Annotated in this window: 17 protein-coding genes; all 17 read left to right on the forward strand. The window is 52.9% G+C overall.

What is annotated here, in order from left to right; all coding sequences use genetic code 11:
• The first annotated feature begins 4 nt into the window (after positions 1-4).
• The 17 genes from murG to ileS all read left to right on the forward strand — a co-directional run bounded on the left by murG (position 5) and on the right by ileS (position 18,643).
• A complete protein-coding gene (murG, locus tag FHS19_RS09875) occupies positions 5-1,114 on the forward strand; it encodes an undecaprenyldiphospho-muramoylpentapeptide beta-N-acetylglucosaminyltransferase (RefSeq protein ID WP_183581732.1) in 1,110 nt (369 codons plus the stop codon).
• A gap of 159 nt (positions 1,115-1,273) precedes the next feature.
• Complete coding sequence (murB, locus tag FHS19_RS09880) at positions 1,274-2,179, forward strand: UDP-N-acetylmuramate dehydrogenase (RefSeq protein ID WP_183581733.1); 906 nt, start codon at positions 1,274-1,276, stop codon at positions 2,177-2,179.
• 16 nt (positions 2,180-2,195) lie between these two features.
• Complete coding sequence (gene murA / locus FHS19_RS09885) at positions 2,196-3,479, forward strand: UDP-N-acetylglucosamine 1-carboxyvinyltransferase (protein ID WP_152398416.1); 1,284 nt, start codon at positions 2,196-2,198, stop codon at positions 3,477-3,479.
• Positions 3,480-3,540: 61 nt separating this feature from the next.
• Entirely contained in the window at positions 3,541-4,308 is a 768-nt protein-coding gene (locus FHS19_RS09890; RefSeq protein WP_183581734.1) for a cell division protein FtsQ/DivIB, read from the forward strand.
• Between the two features lie 195 nt (positions 4,309-4,503).
• Positions 4,504-5,784, forward strand: a complete 1,281-nt coding sequence (gene ftsA / locus FHS19_RS09895) for a cell division protein FtsA (protein ID WP_183581735.1) — start codon at positions 4,504-4,506, stop codon at positions 5,782-5,784.
• A 61-nt stretch (positions 5,785-5,845) separates the two neighbouring features.
• On the forward strand, positions 5,846-6,970 hold the full coding sequence (gene ftsZ, locus FHS19_RS09900; protein WP_183581736.1) for a cell division protein FtsZ: 1,125 nt from the start codon (positions 5,846-5,848) through the stop codon (positions 6,968-6,970).
• A 493-nt stretch (positions 6,971-7,463) separates the two neighbouring features.
• Positions 7,464-8,429 carry a sigma-E processing peptidase SpoIIGA gene (gene spoIIGA, locus FHS19_RS09905; protein WP_183582875.1) on the forward strand — a complete coding sequence of 322 codons (966 nt, stop codon included), beginning with the start codon at positions 7,464-7,466 and terminating at the stop codon, positions 8,427-8,429.
• A 147-nt stretch (positions 8,430-8,576) separates the two neighbouring features.
• The gene (gene sigE / locus FHS19_RS09910; RefSeq protein ID WP_076169860.1) at positions 8,577-9,299 is read left to right on the forward strand and encodes an RNA polymerase sporulation sigma factor SigE; all 723 of its coding nucleotides are present in this window, start codon (positions 8,577-8,579) and stop codon (positions 9,297-9,299) included.
• Positions 9,300-9,376: 77 nt separating this feature from the next.
• Positions 9,377-10,159 (forward strand): RNA polymerase sporulation sigma factor SigG, encoded by a 783-nt coding sequence (gene sigG, locus FHS19_RS09915; protein ID WP_076169861.1) that lies wholly within the window; start codon positions 9,377-9,379, stop codon positions 10,157-10,159.
• Between the two features lie 308 nt (positions 10,160-10,467).
• The gene (locus tag FHS19_RS09920) at positions 10,468-10,785 is read left to right on the forward strand and encodes a YlmC/YmxH family sporulation protein (RefSeq protein WP_183582876.1); all 318 of its coding nucleotides are present in this window, start codon (positions 10,468-10,470) and stop codon (positions 10,783-10,785) included.
• 86 nt (positions 10,786-10,871) lie between these two features.
• Positions 10,872-11,738, forward strand: a complete 867-nt coding sequence (gene pgeF / locus FHS19_RS09925) for a peptidoglycan editing factor PgeF (protein ID WP_376771894.1) — start codon at positions 10,872-10,874, stop codon at positions 11,736-11,738.
• Positions 11,735-12,427 (forward strand): YggS family pyridoxal phosphate-dependent enzyme, encoded by a 693-nt coding sequence (locus FHS19_RS09930; protein WP_183581737.1) that lies wholly within the window; start codon positions 11,735-11,737, stop codon positions 12,425-12,427. Before pgeF ends, FHS19_RS09930 begins: the two co-directional genes overlap by 4 nt.
• Positions 12,427-12,873, forward strand: a complete 447-nt coding sequence (locus tag FHS19_RS09935) for a cell division protein SepF (protein ID WP_183582878.1) — start codon at positions 12,427-12,429, stop codon at positions 12,871-12,873. Before FHS19_RS09930 ends, FHS19_RS09935 begins: the two co-directional genes overlap by 1 nt.
• 7 nt (positions 12,874-12,880) lie before the next feature.
• Entirely contained in the window at positions 12,881-13,153 is a 273-nt protein-coding gene (locus FHS19_RS09940) for a YggT family protein (RefSeq protein WP_183581738.1), read from the forward strand.
• A gap of 9 nt (positions 13,154-13,162) precedes the next feature.
• Entirely contained in the window at positions 13,163-13,945 is a 783-nt protein-coding gene (locus tag FHS19_RS09945; RefSeq protein WP_183581739.1) for a YlmH family RNA-binding protein, read from the forward strand.
• 148 nt (positions 13,946-14,093) lie between these two features.
• Positions 14,094-14,591 (forward strand): DivIVA domain-containing protein, encoded by a 498-nt coding sequence (locus FHS19_RS09950; RefSeq protein ID WP_183581740.1) that lies wholly within the window; start codon positions 14,094-14,096, stop codon positions 14,589-14,591.
• A gap of 959 nt (positions 14,592-15,550) precedes the next feature.
• A complete protein-coding gene (gene ileS, locus FHS19_RS09955; protein WP_183581741.1) occupies positions 15,551-18,643 on the forward strand; it encodes an isoleucine--tRNA ligase in 3,093 nt (1,030 codons plus the stop codon).
• Positions 18,644-18,757 lie beyond the last annotated feature (114 nt).

Consider the following 18,757-nt stretch of genomic DNA (forward strand, 5'->3'; position numbering starts at 1 on the left):
TACATTGCGCGTCGTATTATCCGGTGGCGGTACGGGAGGACATATCTACCCGGCCGTCGCCGTCGCGAGACAATGTGAAGCGGAAGATCCTGATTCCGAATTTTTATATATTGGCGGTACACGGGGACTGGAGAGCAAGCTTGTTCCCCAGGAAAATCTCCCGTTTGAGGCCATCGACATTACGGGATTTCGCCGTAAGCTATCGATGGACAATGTGAAAACGGTTATGCGTTTTCTAAAGGGAGTCCAAACATCGAAGAAGCTGCTGAAGGAATTTAAGCCGGACGTCGTCATCGGCACCGGCGGTTATGTCTGCGGTCCTGTGGTGTACGCGGCTGCCAAGCTCGGCATCCCGAGCATCATTCATGAACAGAATGCCATCCCCGGGCTGACGAATCAGTTTCTGAGCCGGTACGTCAGCACGGTCGCCGTAAGCTTTGAAGGTTCCGAAGGCGCCTTTCCCAAAGCCAAACGGGTGATTTACACCGGGAATCCGCGGGCGACGACGGTTCAGACGGCGAACCGGGAAAGAGGCTTTGCCACACTGGGCATTCCGATGAACAGCTCCGTCGTTCTGATCGTGGGCGGCAGTAGAGGGGCCAAGGCCATTAACGACGCCATGATCGAAATGGCGCCGCGGCTTGAGAAGCTGAAGCATATCCAGTTCGTTTATGTTACCGGAGAAGCCTATTTTGACCAAACGCGTGAGGATATCAGGAGCCGGCTTGGAAGCCTTCCTAATCATCTTCACGTTTTGCCATATATTCATAACATGCCGGAAGTGCTTGCGGCGACTTCCCTGATCGTTAACCGTGCCGGGGCTTCTTTCCTGGCGGAGATCACATCGCTCGGGATTCCATCCATTCTTATTCCTTCCCCGAATGTGACCAACAACCATCAGGTGGCCAACGCAAGAGAGCTGGAGAAGGCCGGCGCCGCCAAAGTCATCCTGGAGAAAGAGTTGACGGGCAAGCGGCTCTATGAGTCCATTGAGGATATCATGATGAATTACAATTTGCAGCAGGAAATGTCCGCAAGCTCCCGGAGCCTGGGCAAACCGGATTCGGCCAAGGTCATCGTGGAGGAAATGCGGCGCCTGTCGCGGGGCCGGTGAAAGCCGTGGGCGATTGTCACACACGCGGTATGTACTACATAAGATACTCTATAATCGTGACAATCACCCATGGAATACCGGCACGGTTCTACGATCGGCCGCAGTATACCGGTCCTTACCGCTTCTTTCCCGCTTACGAATAAAGGAGGATGCTTTGCGATGCAGCAGTGGAAGTCCCTACTGTCCGAAGCCCATGTCGGAACGATTCGCTGGAATGAACCTCTGGAGAGCTATACCACCTGGAAAATCGGCGGTCCTGCCGACGCGCTTGTCATCCCAGGCAGCGTGGAGCAACTGGTAAGACTGATTTCCCTGCTGCATGCGAATCAAATCCCCTGGCTGCAGATCGGCCGCGGCTCCAACCTGCTCATTGCCGACAAAGGCTTTCGCGGTGTCGTGATCAAACTGGGCGGGGAGCTCGATCATGCCCATTTTCAGGGAAACCGGGTTACCGCCGGAGGAGGCTTCTCCCTCGTAAAGCTTAGTGTCCTGGCCGGAAAAGAGGGTTTAACAGGCCTCGAGTTTGCGGGAGGGATACCCGGAAGCGCAGGGGGTGCCGTGTTTATGAACGCCGGGGCTCATGGGTCTGATGTGTCACGCATATTCAAGTCCGCTGAGATTGTACTGGATACAGGAGAATTGGTGACTTACACTGCAGAAGAGATGGCCTTTGCCTATCGTCACTCCATCCTTCATGAGCGCAAAGGGATCGTGGCAACAGCCGTGTTTGAACTGCGGCCTGGAGACCGCAAGCAAATTGCGGAAGCGATGGCCCACTTCAAAGAATACCGGCGCTGCACCCAACCGCTGCAGATGGCCTGCGCGGGGAGCGTGTTCCGCAATCCTCCAGGCGATCATGCCGCCAGGCTGGTGGAGCATGCCGGTTTGAAGGGCAAACGGATAGGAGGGGCAGAAGTGTCCATGCAGCACGCCAATTTCATTGTAAACACCGGTCAAGCGACAGCAGAGGACGTGCTCACATTAATGCATCACATTCAGGAGACGATTCAAACTGAATACGGCATTGAACTGATGCCGGAAGTGTATGCGGTTGGTGAGCGGTAAACTCGGAGGTGATACATTGGACAAATTGGTGATTGAGGGTGGTAAAGCCCTATCAGGAACCATACGTATCCATGGAGCAAAAAATGCCGCATTGCCGATTTTGGCAGCAAGCTTGCTGGCCGCAGGCGAAGTTCGGCTGAATAATGTCCCCCGGCTGCTGGACATTGATGTGATGCTGGGCATTCTCGAAAGGATCGGCTGCAAGACGCTGCATGAGCAGGAGACGGTCACCGTGGATACATCGTCCGCCAATTCGTTTCATGTGCCGGAAGACTTAATGGGGCAAATGCGTTCCTCCATATTTCTGATGGGTCCCCTTCTGGCCAGGTTCGGCGAGGTTGCCGTTTATCAGCCGGGCGGATGTGCGATTGGCGAACGGAAAATCGACCTTCATCTGAGGGGGCTTCAGGAGCTTGGTGCGGAAATCGAGGAGAGGGATCAGCAAATTATTTGCAGGGCGCGCAAATTAACCGGTGCCGACATCCATTTGGATTTTCCCAGCGTAGGGGCTACCGAAAACATTATGATGGCCGCGGCCACCGCCAGCGGAACGACGACGATTTCGAACGCCGCGCGCGAACCGGAAATCCAGGACTTAGCCAACTTCTTGAACAGGATGGGAGCCAGCATTATCGGCGCGGGTACGGATACGATCACGATCCAGGGGGTCCAGGAGCTGACCCCATGCACTTATGAAATCATTCCTGACCGGATCGTGGCCGGAACCGTCATGATTGCAGCGGCGGCGACGCGGGGCAACGTCACTTTGACGCACTGCAATCCGGCGCACTTGTCTTCGCTTATCCACGTGTTGAAGCGCGCTGGTGTTCAAATCAGTATTCTCAATGATATAATGAGCGTAAGCTGCATGAGCCGCCCCAAAGCGGTGGAACGGATCGTAACATCACCGTATCCGTCGTTTCCCACTGACTTGCAGTCCCAGGTGATGGTGCTCCTGTCGTTAGCCGACGGTTTCAGCGTCATGAAGGAGACGGTATTTGAAGGCCGGTTCAAGCATGTCGACGAGCTGACCCGTATGGGCGCGGATATTACGATCGACCTGAACAGCGCTTTTATCCGCGGGGTGCAGCGCCTTTACGGAGCCACGGTCGAAGCCACGGACTTGCGGGCCGGCGCGGCGCTGGTCATTGCAGGTCTGGCCGCACAGGGCAAAACGGTGGTGGAGCAGGTGCATCATATCGACCGCGGTTACGATCATATCGAAATGCTGTTCCAAAAACTCGGAGCGGATATACATCGGTTTACGCCGGTACCCAAACCGCTTGATTTAGCTAATTAACGCCATGCTTATCCCCTTCGCCAGTTGAAGGGGATAAGAGGCATTTTATGGAGAGTATCCTATGCCTAACGCCCAAATTCCTGTTTTAAAAGAAGACAAGCCTAAAAGAAAAGCCAGCAAACGAATTATTTGGATCCTGCTGCTGCTATTTATCGTGATCCTATCCGTTCTGTTCTTCCGTTCGACGATGAGCCAGGTCACGGAGGTCCACTTCAAGGGCAATACGTTTACGACCAGGGATGAGCTGCTGAAGGCCAGCGGTCTGCAGGTTGGCAGCCAGTTTTTCGGCGTATCTCCATCCAAGGTGGAGAGCAGCCTGCTCAAGGTGAAATCGATCCAAAAAGCGACGGTGGACAAGCAGTTTCCGGGCGTCATTAACGTTACGATCGAGGAGTATCCTACCGTTGCATACGAGCTTGCTGCGGAGGGGGATCTGCAGGCGATCCTCGCTAGCGGTGCGACGGTGTCGGTTAACAACACCGGAATCGCGGTGGAGAAGCCGATCCTGACGAAGTGGAATGCCTCCGATCCGAACAAAGCGGCGCTCTGCAAGGTGCTGGGGCAAATTCCGAATGAACTGACCTCCGACATCTCGGAGATCATCCCGTCGCCGACGGAGTCCTTCCCGGACCGGATCAAGCTGTACACCCGCTCGAGGTTTGAGGTCATTACAGCCATCTCGCTATTAAAAGACAAGGTCGAGTATCTTAACCAGGTCATAGAAACGGAAGAACCGGGCGTCATCACGATGCTGGAGGCTGATTCTTACGTTCCTTTCCAGCCTTCCGGCGAGGAAAACAGCGACCAAAATGCCACTACTCATGAATAGTAAAAAATGCTACAATTAAAATTACGGACAAGTATGAAATCTCCCTCTTTTTTCTTCTGATTTTGAAGAGATTCGTAACAAAGATTGGCAATTGAAAAATTTGTAGAAAAAAGAGGGAAAGAATCATGTATGTTGAATATGTAAAGTTGAGTGTCTTTTTACGCAGTTATTTTATAAAAACAGGAGGTGCCACGGTTGAGCAACAATGACATCATTGTTAGTTTGGACATCGGTACATCCAAAGTTCGTGCTATTATTGGGGAAGTTAATAATGGAACCTTTAATATTATTGGAGTTGGATCTGCCGACTCGGAAGGAATTCGCAAGGGTGCAATCGTAGATATTGACCAGACTGTACAATCCATCCGCAGTGCCGTTGACCACGCGGAGCGTATGGTCGGTATTCAAATATCGGAGGTCTATGTCGGCATTTCGGGGAATACTATCGGACTTCAATCAAGCCACGGTGTTGTGGCGGTATCGAATGAGGATCGGGAAATCGGCGAGGAAGACATCGAACGCGTGCTTAAGGCCGCAGAAGTTGTCGCTCTACCGCCGGACCGGGAAATTATTGATGTAGTTGCCAAACAATATGTTGTAGACGGGCTGGAGGGAATTCATGACCCGCGCGGCATGATCGGTGTTCGCTTGGAAGTGGAGGCCATCATTATTACCGGCGCTAAGACAGCCATACATAATCTTTTGCGATGTGTGGAGAAGGCAGGACTCAAGATCAAGGATTTGGTCCTGATGTCTTTGGGAGCGGGCCAACTGGCTTTGTCCAAGGATGAGAAAACGATGGGATCCGTTCTGGTCGACATCGGAGCGGGCTCAACGACGATTGCTGTGTTTGAAGCGGGAGCGATCGCAGCCACATCCTCTTTGCCGATCGGCGGGGAATTCGTAACTAACGATATCGCTTACGGGTTACGGACGCTGACCGACCAGGCCGAGAAAGTAAAACTGAAATACGGCTGTGCGTTGATGGCCGATGCCGCACCGGACGTAACCTTCAAGGTGGTCCGTATCGGAAGCAACGTGGAAAAGGAGTTTACCCAGGAGGATTTGGCGGCTATCGTCGAGCCCCGGGTACAGGAAATTTTCCACCTGATCCGCGAAGAAGTGAAGCGGCTTGGTTACAGCGAGCTGCCTGGAGGTTATATTCTTACAGGCGGAACTGTTTCCATGCCTGGTGTGCTTCAGGTGGCACAGAGCGAGCTGGCGGCTTCGGTCCGAATCGCCGTGCCTGATTATATCGGGGTCAGAGATCCCGGCTATACGAGCGGTGTGGGAGTACTGCACAACGTGATCCGCAACATTCGCGTGCGCAGCACCAACAACACGGCGAGTGCCAATACCAGCAATGTGAAGAAAACAGTGAACCGACCGAAAGCGAATCCTGCTACCAACTCGGAGTCAGCCCAGAATCCGGGTATTATCGAACGGCTGAAGAAAATGTTCAGCGAATTCATCTAAGCAGGTTTTCCATATAACGTGGACGGGCCATCCATGCACAATGAGGGGGAGATGGGGAAATATGTTGGAATTTGATTTTGAAATGGAGAGCTTGGCTCAGATTAAAGTGATCGGTGTGGGCGGCGGCGGCAGCAACGCTGTAAACCGGATGATCGAGAATGGCGTGCAAGGCGTGGAATTCATTACGGTGAACACAGACGCTCAAGCATTGCATATGGCCAAATCGGAACACAAACTGCAAATCGGGGACAAACTGACCCGCGGATTGGGTGCAGGCGCAAATCCGGAGGTCGGCAAGAAAGCAGCTGAGGAATCCCGCGATTTGATCATGAATACGCTGAAGGGTGCAGACATGGTCTTCGTTACTGCGGGGATGGGCGGAGGTACCGGAACGGGGGCCGCTCCTGTCATCGCGGAAATCGCCAAGGAATGCGGCGCGCTGACGGTCGGTGTAGTCACACGGCCGTTTACATTTGAAGGACGTAAGCGTTCCACCCAGGCTGTGCTCGGTATCGAAGCCTTAAAGGAAAAAGTCGATACACTTATTGTTATTCCGAATGATCGGCTATTAGAAATCGTTGATAAAAAAACACCGATGATGGAGGCGTTCCGCGAGGCGGACAACGTGCTGCGTCAAGCGGTACAGGGCATTTCGGACTTGATCAAGGTGCCCGGCCTGATCAACCTTGACTTCGCCGACGTCAAAACGATCATGACCGAACGCGGTTCGGCTTTGATGGGGATCGGCATAGCGACAGGCGAAAACCGTGCAGCCGAAGCTGCACGTAAAGCGATTATGAGCCCGCTGCTCGAAACTTCGATCGAAGGCGCACTCGGCGTCATCATGAACATTACGGGAGGCTCGAATTTATCCCTTTATGAAGTCAATGAAGCGGCGGAAATCGTTACCTCGGCATCCGATCCGGAGGTCAATATGATCTTCGGCGCAATTATTGAAGAGAGCATGAAGGACGAAATCAAGGTAACGGTCATCGCGACCGGGTTTGAGAACCGTCCTGTGCAGCAGCCTCAGGTGCGCAAGCAGGGAACACCGGCACCGTCGGAACCTGCGGAATCGCGCAGCAACACGAACAACCTGCGCCCGTTCGGGAATCAGACAAGCAGCGATCAACTGGACATCCCAACGTTCCTGCGGAATCGTTCCCGTCAGAACAATAACGACTAAGGATGGCATTCCATCCGTCAAACACCCGTATTTCTTCGGAAATACGGGTGTTTTTTTCGTGAATAAGGGCACGGGATTGCAACTGAACAGCCTAAACAGCATGACATCATTGACGGAAAACTTCTGAATGATCGCCTCTGTCATCTCTGTCATCCGTGCGAATACCTGAAGACGTTTCTCTCTGTAGAATTCATTATTTGTCATTATAGCCGGATTTCAATGCTTATAAGAATTCGATGATAGAATGCGAGTGTCGAATCCCAAGCCAACTGCGGCTTTCGCTTCTATTCCCCCGAAACTTCCTCTATAAAAGAACGGAACTCGACAAAAAAAGTTCAGGAATCCCTTCCAATTTTAGACAGACTTTGAACCGTATTGTTTTTATACTAATCACATCTCCCAAAAATGCTTAAGAGAATATCGGCGGTACCGTGTATGCGTTATGGATCCAACGTTCCATAAACATGTCAAGGCGTCAGGCAGGTGATAAGCACTGGTTGTGTATATTGATTTGATATTCATCACGAATCTGCTGATCGACGGTGCACTGCTCTGGCTTACGGCCTGGATGCGGAAGCTGAAACCCCCGTGGTGGAGATTGATTGTGGCGGCTGTGGTTGGTGCCCTGTATGTCGTCATGATGTTTGTGCCGCAGCTCTCGTTTATGTATACCTTTATGGTCAAGCTGGGTTTATCCCTGCTGATGTTATGGATAACCTTCGGTTTTGGAAGTCTTCAAAACTATATCCGGAATATGGGGGCCTTTTATATTATCAATTTTGCGGTGGCCGGGGGGATTATCGGGATACATTATTTGCTGCAAAATTCGGGAGACATTTTTAACGGAATCTGGTTCACGGCTTCCGGCGGCATGTCGTTTGAGCTGAAGATCGGGTTCTGGTTTACCTTCATCGGGGTGTTTGGCATGCTGCTATGGTTCAAAATGGTTCACTCGACCCGGAAGCAGCTGGAAAGCCGATCCGTATTTATGGGCGAGGTCACCGTCGAGATCGGCGGTCACCGCGTGACCTGCAGGGGGCTGCTGGACACGGGCAATCAGCTGAGCGATCCGCTCACGAGAACGCCGGTGATGGTCATGGAAGCTTCTCTGTGGGAGGACCGCCTGCCTTCGGGATGGTGTGAAAGGCTGGCCGATGGAGAGCCGGACAAACTGGTGATGGAGCTGGAACATATGGATTTTGCGTGGCAGGACCGGCTTCGTCTCGTTCCCTACCGGGGGGTGAACCGCACCGCGTCCTTCATGCTGGCCATCAAGCCGGACGCGGTGGAAATTCGGATCGGCGACGGCGTCCATCATGCCAGCAAGGTGCTGATCGGGCTGGACGGCGGACAGCTGTCGGGCGACCGTTCGTATCGGGCCATTATCCACCCGAAGCTGGTTGAGGATGATGCCCAGAGTCCTGCAGCAGAGCCGTTGGAAACGGCGGGTAACCTTTAATCGCAGGGAAGGTCCGAAGCTTACGAAGATTGTTTTTCTGCGGAAAACGTAAAGGTTATGCTTACGAAGACAGTTTTCCTACGGAAAACTTATAGCTTATGCTTACGAAGATCGTTTTCCTTCAGAAAACGTATAGGAGGATCAATTATGCGTGTGAAATGGAGATTGGTGGCGCAGCTGCAGTACTACAGATTCCTGTTTCTCTTGGGACTCAAAAGCGAAGAAATCTATTACATAGGCGGCAGCGAGGCTCTCCCTCCTCCCCTGACACGCGAAGAGGAAGAATATTTGCTTCAGCGGCTGTCCACCGGGGATGCGGCCATCCGGGCAATGCTGATCGAACGCAACCTGCGCCTCGTCGTGTACATCGCCCGCAAGTTCGAGAACACGGGCATTAACATCGAGGACCTGGTGTCCATCGGAGCGATCGGTCTGATTAAGGCGGTCAACACATTTGACCCGGAGAAAAAAATCAAGCTGGCCACGTATGCTTCCCGCTGCATCGAAAACGAAATTTTGATGTATCTGCGGCGGAACAGCAAAATCCGGAGCGAGGTATCCTTCGATGAGCCGCTCAATATCGACTGGGACGGAAACGAGCTGCTGCTTTCCGATGTGCTCGGAACCGAAAATGATACGATTTACCGGAACATTGAGGAGCAGGTTGACCGTAAGCTTTTGCACAAGGCGCTCGACAAGCTGACCGACCGGGAGCGAACGATTATGGAACTGCGTTTCGGACTCCAGGACGGAGAGGAGAAGACGCAAAAGGACGTGGCGGATATGCTCGGCATATCCCAATCCTACATTTCCCGGCTTGAAAAACGCATCATCAAGCGGCTGCGCAAGGAGTTCAACAAAATGGTTTAGGCAAAATTTTTATCAGGAATAAAATGACCCTCCAGGGAGATAATGTACATTAGTTTCTCCTTGGGAGGTATATCATCATGACCCGAAACAAAGTCGAGATCTGCGGTGTGGATACTTCGAAGCTGCCCGTCCTGACCAATGTGGAAATGCGGGAGCTGTTCCATGACTTACAGCAAAACAACGAACGTACAGCCAGAGAAAAGCTGGTGAACGGCAACCTGAGACTGGTCCTCAGCGTCATCCAGCGATTCAACAATCGGGGGGAGTTTGTCGACGATTTGTTTCAGGTGGGCTGTATCGGACTAATGAAAGCCATTGATAATTTTGATTTGTCTCAGAATGTGAAGTTCTCAACCTATGCGGTGCCGATGATTATCGGGGAAATTCGCAGGTATCTGCGGGACAACAACCCGATCCGGGTATCCCGGTCGCTGCGGGATATTGCGTACAAAGCGCTGCAGGTTCGTGATTCCTTAACGAATCAAAACTCAAGGGAACCGACGATTTTCGAAATTTCGGAAGTGCTGAACGTCCCCAAAGAGGACGTTGTCTTCGCACTGGATGCCATTCAGGACCCGGTGTCGCTGTTCGAACCGATCTACCATGACGGCGGCGACCCGATCTACGTGATGGACCAGATCAGCGACGACAAAAACAAGGATGTCTCCTGGATTGAGGAGATTGCGCTGCGCGAGGCGATGCAGAGACTGGGACAGCGGGAAAAAATGATTTTGTCCATGCGCTTCTTCGAGGGCAAAACGCAAATGGAGGTCGCCGACGAAATCGGCATTTCCCAAGCCCAAGTATCGCGTCTTGAAAAATCGGCCATCCAGCAAATGCAAAAGCACGTGAAATCGTGAATAGATGAAGTGAAGCAAGGCGGTCCGGCGTTACGGGCCGTCTTTTTTTATGGATGATAAGATGGCCGGCTGCTCGGCTTCCGGATGAATACCATGGGTCGTCATCACAAAGTTTCGGAGAAACTGTTCCGCATGGTCCTTCCAGACCAACGTGGAAAGTCTGCGCTTTGCGGAGGATTTCGCTTCAAAACATGGGCATTTTGCCCGGCGCCGGCATATATTAATCATATATATTGAACGAGTCTGATGAATAGACTGCTAAAGGAGAGGAACATGTGAATCCAGAACGTTGGGCGGTGGACAGAAACATGAAAATATCCGATTTTCAAACGAAGGATGTCATCAACATCGTGGACGGCAAAAGGCTGGGGCAGATCAGCGATCTGGAGCTCGACCTTCGCCAGGGCCGGATCGAAGCGATCGTCGTTCCAAGCTACAGCAAATTCAGGGGGCTGTTCGGAGGCGGCAGCGACCTGATCATTCCTTGGAGCAGCATCGTCAAAATCGGATCGGATGTCGTCCTCGTCAAAATGGAGGAACTGCGGACGCTCCAGGACGAGAAGGACTCTGCCTCTTACAGAGAGAGAACGGAGCAGACCGACCGCCGCGGCTACCGGGATGTGTAAAAGAAAGGGCTGCCTTGTCAAAGCAACCATTTTGGTTTTATGCAAGCCGTGTCCATGTGGTACACTGGAAGTTGAGGTGATTGAAATTGGAACCGTTCAAGTTAAAAGAGGGCGATTCGCGCCCTTCGTTGTTTATGCTGGAGCCGTGGGTCCGTGAATGGAGCGGCATCAGCGCCGGATTTACCGGACGGCATGGCGGCGCGGGAAGCGCGCCTTACGATACGCTTAACACCGCTTTTCATGTGGGTGACCGGCCGGAGACGGTGGTAGCCAACCGCTTGAAGGTCGCGGAAGAGCTGGGCTTTACGCTGGATGACTGGACGTGCGGGGAACAAGTTCACCGGGCGGACATCGCGGTGGTGACGGATGAAAGCCGCGGACGCGGCAGCCGGAATAGAGAATCGGGATTTCAGGATACGGACGGGCTTCTGACGAACGTGCCCGGGGTGCTGCTGACGTCGTTTTATGCGGACTGCGTGCCGCTATATTTTTACGATCCCGTTCATCAGGCGGTCGGACTGGCCCATGCCGGCTGGAAAGGGACCGTGGCCCGGATCGCCGCGGCTATGGTGGAGAAGATGGGGCAGGCCTATGGCAGCCGACCTGAGGAGATATACGCCGCAGTCGGACCGTCCATCGGCTCCTGCTGTTACGAGGTAGATGACAAGGTGATGAGTCATGTGCACGATTTGGCCAGTCATTTCCTGGGTAATGAACTGTACTCCCCTGCCAATTTTTACATCTCTAAACCCGACGGCAAAAGCATGCTGAACTTGAAAGAATTAAATCGACAGATTATGATGAAAGCAGGAATATTGCCGACTCATATCGAATGTACATCATGGTGTACGAGCTGTCGCAACGATTTGTTCTTTTCCTACAGAAAAGACGGCGGAACGACAGGGCGTATGGCGAGTTGGATCGGGCTTAAAGAAGGGGTGAATCTTCCTTGACATTGGAAGAACGGATTAGAGAAGTCAACATGCGCATCGGGGAAGCCTGCCTTCGCAGCGGTAGATCCAGAGAAGACGTCAATGTGATTGCTGTAACCAAGTACGTGTCCACAGCCATGACGGAAAGAGTGCTGGACAGCGGTTTGACGCATATCGGCGAAAATCGCTGGCAGAACGCCGAGGAGAAATGGAATGCGCTTGGTTCCCGCGGGACCTGGCATTTTATTGGACATCTGCAGACCAACAAAGTCAAAGACGTGGCAGGCAAATTCGAATATATACATTCGCTGGACCGGCTTTCATTAGCCAAAGAACTGGAGAAGGTGGCCTCGGCCCGGAATCTGGAAATTAAAACCTTTGTTCAGGTTAACATTTCTGGAGAAGATACCAAGTACGGTTTGGAGCCGGAGCAGGCCGTTCCTTTTTTGAAGGAACTTCATCAATTTCCTCATATCAAGGTCGCCGGCTTGATGACCATGGCCCCCTTCGAAGGGGAGGCGGAGGATACCCGGCCCGTTTTTCGCGGGCTGCGGGAGCTAAGAGACGACATAAACCGGCAGGCAATTACGCGAGAGCCATTAATCGATCTTTCCATGGGAATGTCCAACGATTTTGAAGTGGCCATTGAGGAGGGAGCCACCTGGATCCGTTTGGGCTCGATTCTAGTAGGTAAACAGGAAGGGGAATGATGAGCGTGATGAACAAGTTTATGTCTTTTTTGGGATTACAAGAGCAGGAGGAAGTCGTAGAACGGGAGCAGCTGCCGGTGGAGGATGAAGAAGTTGAAACCCCGAGCATTGAGACACGTAGAAATACTAGAACCAATAATGTGGTCAGCATTCACTCCCAGAAAAATGTAAAGGTCATTTTGCATGAGCCGCATTCGTATGACGAAGCACAGGCCATTGCCGACCATCTGCGCGCGCACCGCACGGTGGTTGTCAATCTGCAGCGGGTCCGTTCGGACCAGGCGCTCCGCATTATCGATTTTCTCAGTGGGACGGTTTATGCCCTGAACGGCGGTATTTCCAAGATCGGCCATAACATCTTTTTGTGCACACCGGATACGGTCGAGATTCAGGGTGCCATTTCGGAATTATTATCCGAGGAACATGATTACAACAGAATGAGGTGAGCCAAGTTTGGCCCAAAACATTGATACGATTTTAACGCTGCTCTTTAACATCTACTTCTACATGATCATCATCTATGTTCTCATGTCATGGCTTCCGAACATTCGCGAGAGCTTTATCGGTGAGCTGCTCGGCAAGCTCGTGGAGCCATACCTGTCCCCTTTCCGCAAAATTATTCCGCCGATCTTCGGCATGCTGGATATTTCCCCGATCGTCGCTCTGTTCGTGCTCCAGTTCGCTATGCAGGGATTGCGGTTCATTATTTTTTCTCTATTCTTTTAGGTGACTGAGATGAAAATAGACATTTATGATCACTTTCACCCGGATGAACGCGAGTTTGTGGATCGGGCATGGGAATGGGTCGTTCACGCCGGGGAATATCACGAAGTCAAGCTGACCGATTTTTTGGACCCGCGGCAGGCATTTATATTGCAGTCGCTGGTGAACCGACACCCCGACGTTCAGGTGCGCCTGGACGGAGGTTATGAAGGAGCAGAGCGCTGCCGGGCGCTGGTGGCTCCAGATTACCGGGATTTAAGCGAAGAGGACATGGGACTTAAGGTGCTTAGCATCTACTCTGGTGATCAGAAATTTTTGTCGCTGGAGCATGGCGATTACATGGGCTCCATTCTGGGACTCGGCGTAAAACGAAGCAAAATCGGGGATATCCATGTGCTTGAGGATGGATGCCACACCGTGGTTTGCGAAGAGATCGGTACGTTTCTCGACATGAACTTAACACAGGTGCACCGGATTCACGTGCTGCGCGAAATTTTGCCGATCGAACAACTGCGGACAAGCCAGGTTGAGCTGGAGCTGCAGGATATTACGGTCGCTTCTTTGCGTTTAGATGGAATTGCTTCCGATGCCTACCGCATCAGCCGCACCAAGGTGGTGCTTCCCATTCGTGCCGGCCGCTGCCGCGTCAACTGGAAAGTCGTCGATGATCCATCCTTTCTGCTGAAAGAAGGGGACCTCGTCTCGATGCAGGGGTTCGGGCGGTTTAAAGTGATCGAGGCGGGTGGTATGACGAAAAAAGGACGCCAGCGCGTAAAAATAGGGAAATTTGTGTAGACCTACAGCAGGAATTGTCTCTTTGCTGTCGAAATGAATTATCCAAGAATATTAAAGATATCGTAACTTTTGACCGATACATTTGGGTGAGGCCCATCAGGACCTCTCGTCGACAGGGGAACCTGAACATTTTAGGAGGTGCGCATCAATGCCATTAACACCATTGGATATACATAACAAGGAGTTTGCCCGCCGAATCCGGGGTTATGATGAAGATGAAGTGAACGAGTTTCTCGACCAAGTCATTAAGGATTATGAGAGCGTGATCCGCGAGAACAAGGAGCTTCAGGGTCAGCTGGCCTCATTGCAGGAAAGACTTGATCATTTCGTGAATATCGAGGAGACGCTGTCCAAGACCATCATCGTTGCACAGGAAGCCGCGGATGAAGTGAAGAACAACGCGAAGAAGGAAGCGCAGCTCATCATCAAGGAGTCGGAGAAGAATGCTGACCGCATCATTAACGAATCCTTGTCCAAGGCCCGCAAGATCGCGATGGAAGTCGAAGAGCTGAAGAAGCAAGCCTCGATCTACCGTACCCGTTTCCGGACGCTGGTGGAAGCCCAGCTCGAGCTGCTCAGCCAGGATGGATGGGAAGCGCTGGAAACCCGGGAGAGGGAGACGCGCGAAGCGAACGAAGTATACTAGGCTTCTGCTTGGTTGACTTTTGCGGAAAAAAGGAATATAAATATATTCATATCGGTTTTTTTGCAAGTGATTGGGTTAAACTTGAAACGAAATATGAATTCGATGACGGGATAAGTAAGCTTGGGATTTGTTCCCCAGAGAGTTGGCGTATGCTGAAAGCCAATGTTCAGACCGAAGCCGAAGATCCTCCCTGAGAAGTGAAGCTGAAACGCTAGTTTGCGTGCGTAAGCTGAACCGGGCCGCCGAACGTTATATCGGCTCCATGCCAGATGCTTGGCATGGACTGAGGAGTCATTCTTTGATCAATGTGCTTGCACCTTGCGGTTCAAGGACGATTGTTGAAAGAATGGAATTAGGGTGGTCACGCGAGCAGAAGCCTCGTCCCTTTGGGGATGAGGCTTATTTTTGTTTTGTTTCGGATCGGATCGGATCGGATCCCCCTAAATCCCCCTTATCCTAAGGGGGACCCCAGAGGGTTCTACCCTCTGGACACCCGAAAGTTTCCGAGGACGGAGCTGGTTTGGAGTTTTAGAGCGATGTTCGTCGAGGTGCCCGGTTCTTCTCCGGCTGCCCCCTCGGGGGGACCGCCTACGGAACCTCTCATGCGAGATGGGTCTTACGCGGCTTCGCACCGCTCGACCTGTGGCACATGCGCAGGCTGTGTGCCGGATTTGTGAGGACCATTTGGCGATGGGGAACATGCGGGTTGGGAATGATGGGGAAGCTTCTTAATTAGTAACAAGGTAACACCAACGTCAAGCGTGCCCCTCTTCACTTTTGCGGGGCAAAGGAAGACGGGCGGCAAGCGGGAACATGCTCGTATCGGGAAAGTCCGCACCAAATGATGCGCCACGGAGATTTCCGGGTGTCCAGAGGGCGGCGCCCTCGGGGTCCCTCTTACGAAGAGGGATTTAGGGAGATGGGAAATCTTTTATAAGATTACGAAAGGTTGGATAATCATGCATAAGGTCGATGTCAAAGAAAAAGCGCGCACGAGAGATCAGCGCATCCTGAAAAAATGGAATGAAGAAGGGACCTTCAAAAAATCTATCGAAAACCGTTCGGGCAAGCCGAACTTCGTATTCTTCGAAGGCCCGCCGACGGCCAACGGGGCTCCGCATATCGGGCACGTACTGGGACGCGTTATCAAGGATTTTGTGCCGCGTTACAAAACGATGAAGGGCTACCGCGTCGTGCGCAAAGCCGGCTGGGACACTCACGGTCTGCCGGTGGAGCTCGGCGTGGAGAAGCAGCTCGGGATCTCCGGTAAGCAGGATATCGAGAAATACGGCATAGAAGAGTTTGTGAAGAAATGTAAGGACAGCGTGTTTGAGTACGAGAAGCAGTGGAGAGAGCTGACCGAAGCGATCGGGTACTGGACGGATCTCGACCATCCGTACATCACGCTGGAGAACAATTACATCGAAAGCGTGTGGAACATCCTGTCCACGATTCACGGCAAAGGGCTGCTGTACCGCGGACACCGCGTCAGCCCGTACTGCCCTTGCTGCCAAACGACGCTCAGCTCCCATGAAGTGGCGCAGGGCTACGAAGACGTCAAGGATTTGAGCGCCACCGCCAAATTCAAGCTGCATGACAGCGGCGATTATGTGCTGGCCTGGACAACCACGCCTTGGACGCTGCCGTCTCACGTGGCGCTGGCCATGAATCCGGATATGGAATACGCCCGAGTCCAGCAGGAAGATGGCGTCTACATCGTCGCCAAAAACCTGGTTGAAGACGTAATGAAAGGCGACTATACGGTTTTGTCCACGCACAAAGGTTCTGAATTTGTCGGTCAGAGCTACACGCCGCCGTTTACTTATATCAAGCCGGAAAAAGGCAACATCATCGTCGGCGCATCCTTTGTCACCGATTCGAGCGGTACGGGGATCGTGCATATGGCGCCGGCCCACGGGGAAGACGACTACAAAACCTGCCGGGAAAACGGCATCAGCTTTGTGAGCGTAGTGAACGCCCAAGGACGTTATACGGATGAGGTTACCGACTTCGCCGGACGTTTCGTGAAAGATTGCGATCTGGACATCGTGAAGATGCTGTCTGAAAAAGGAACGTTGTACAGCAAGGAGAAATATGAGCACAGCTATCCGTTCTGCTGGCGCTGTAAGTCTCCGCTTCTCTATTATGCGATGGAGAGCTGGTTTATCGAAACGACGGCTGTCAAGGATCAGCTGATCGCCAACAACAATGGCGTCACCTGGTATCCGGGCCATGTCCGTGAAGGACGCTTCGGCAAGTTCCTGGAAGAGCTGGTGGACTGGAATATCAGCCGTAACCGCTATTGGGGCACGCCGCTGAACGTTTGGGTCTGCGAATCGTGTAAAGGCGAATTTTCGCCGCACAGTTTTGCGGAGCTGAAGGCGCAGGCGATCGGCGAAATCAGTGACGATCTGGAGCTGCATAAGCCTTACGTCGATGAGGTCAAAGTGCGCTGTCCGCACTGCGAAGGTGGGGTGATGGAGCGGACGTCCGAAGTGATCGACGTTTGGTTCGACAGCGGCTCGATGCCGTTCGCGCAGCACCATTACCCTTTTGAGAACGTGGACACGTTCGAGGAGCAGTTCCCGGCGGACATGATCTGCGAAGGGATCGACCAGACCCGCGGCTGGTTCTACAGCCTGCTGGCCGTATCGACCCTGTTTAAGGGCGTGGCGCCTTACAAATCGGTCATCGCCACGGGGCATATCCTGGACGAAAACGGCCAGAAAATGTCCAAATCGAAGGGCAACGTCATCGACCCTTGGGAGATCATCAACGAATACGGCACCGATGCGTTCCGCTGGGCACTCCTGTCGGACAGCGCACCTTGGAACAGCAAACGCTTCTCTAAAGGCATCGTCGGTGAAGCCAAATCCAAAGTGATCGACACGCTGGTCAACACGCACGCGTTCCTGACGCTGTATGCGAACATCGACGGGTACAACCCGGCCGAGCATCCGTATCAGCCGTCAGAGAATAAACTCGACCGCTGGATCCTGTCCCGTCTGAACAGCCTGATCCTGCTGGTGGATAAAGCGCTGGAAAGCAACGATTTCCTCAACTCGGCCAAGGCCATCGAAGGATTCGTCGACGAGCTGAGCAACTGGTACATCCGGCGCTCGCGCGACCGCTTCTGGGGCAGCGGACTCGGGGAAGACAAACTGGCCGCTTACGGCACGCTGACGCACGTGCTGGTCACGCTGGCCCAATTGATGGCGCCGTATACGCCGCTGCTGTCGGAGGATATTTACACGAACCTTACCGGCGGGGAAAGCGTTCATCTGACCGATTATCCGGCTGCCGATGAAGCTCTGATCGACAAGGCGCTCGAGGAAGATATGGAGACCGCCCGCCAGGTCGTTGAGCTCGCCCGCAACGTGCGGAATGAAACGGGGATCAAGACCCGCCAGCCCTTGTCCGAACTGATTGTGTCGCTGGACCGTGATTTTGATGTGGCCGGATACGAGGAGATCATCAAGGAAGAAATCAACGTGAAGAACATCGTCGTAGAGACGAGCGACAGCGGATTCGTCGACTTTACGCTCAAGATGAACCTGAAGGTGGCCGGCAAGAAATACGGAAAAAATATCGGGTTCCTGCAGGGCTTCCTGAAAGCGATGAGTCCGGAGGATACGCGGAACGTCGTCAATACCGGCAGCCTGAACGTCACTTCGCCGGATGGAGAGGAGCTGCAGATTACGGCTGACGAGCTGCTTGTCGAGAAGCAGGCCAAGGCCGGTTTTGCATCGGCTTCGGGATATGGCATCACCGTTGCGCTCAATACAGAAATCACGCCTGAACTGGAACAGGAAGGCTGGGTCCGTGAAGTGGTGCGTGCCGTTCAGGACTACCGTAAGAAGCTCGACCTGCCGATCGAAAAACGCGTCACCCTGGTCCTTGAAGCGGATGAAGAATTGACGGCAGCGATCCGGGCGTTTGAGCATGTGCTCCGGGAAAACGTGCTGGTGAACGAGCTTGCGTTCGGCCAAGAAGCCGAAATGGAGCGCGTTGACCTTGCCGGCAAAACGCTGGGTATCCGCATCGCCGGATAACCTGCCTTTTCACCGCCATTGAATGGCAATCGCCGCTTTGGCGCATAATAGCACAACAAACGAACAAACGAGCCTTCTGGCCCGTGTGGAAAATGGATACCATTTTCGCGCCGG

Origin of the sequence: Paenibacillus rhizosphaerae, from assembly GCF_014192015.1 — a bacterium.
In the GTDB taxonomy this organism is placed as follows: domain Bacteria; phylum Bacillota; class Bacilli; order Paenibacillales; family Paenibacillaceae; genus Paenibacillus_AQ; species Paenibacillus_AQ rhizosphaerae.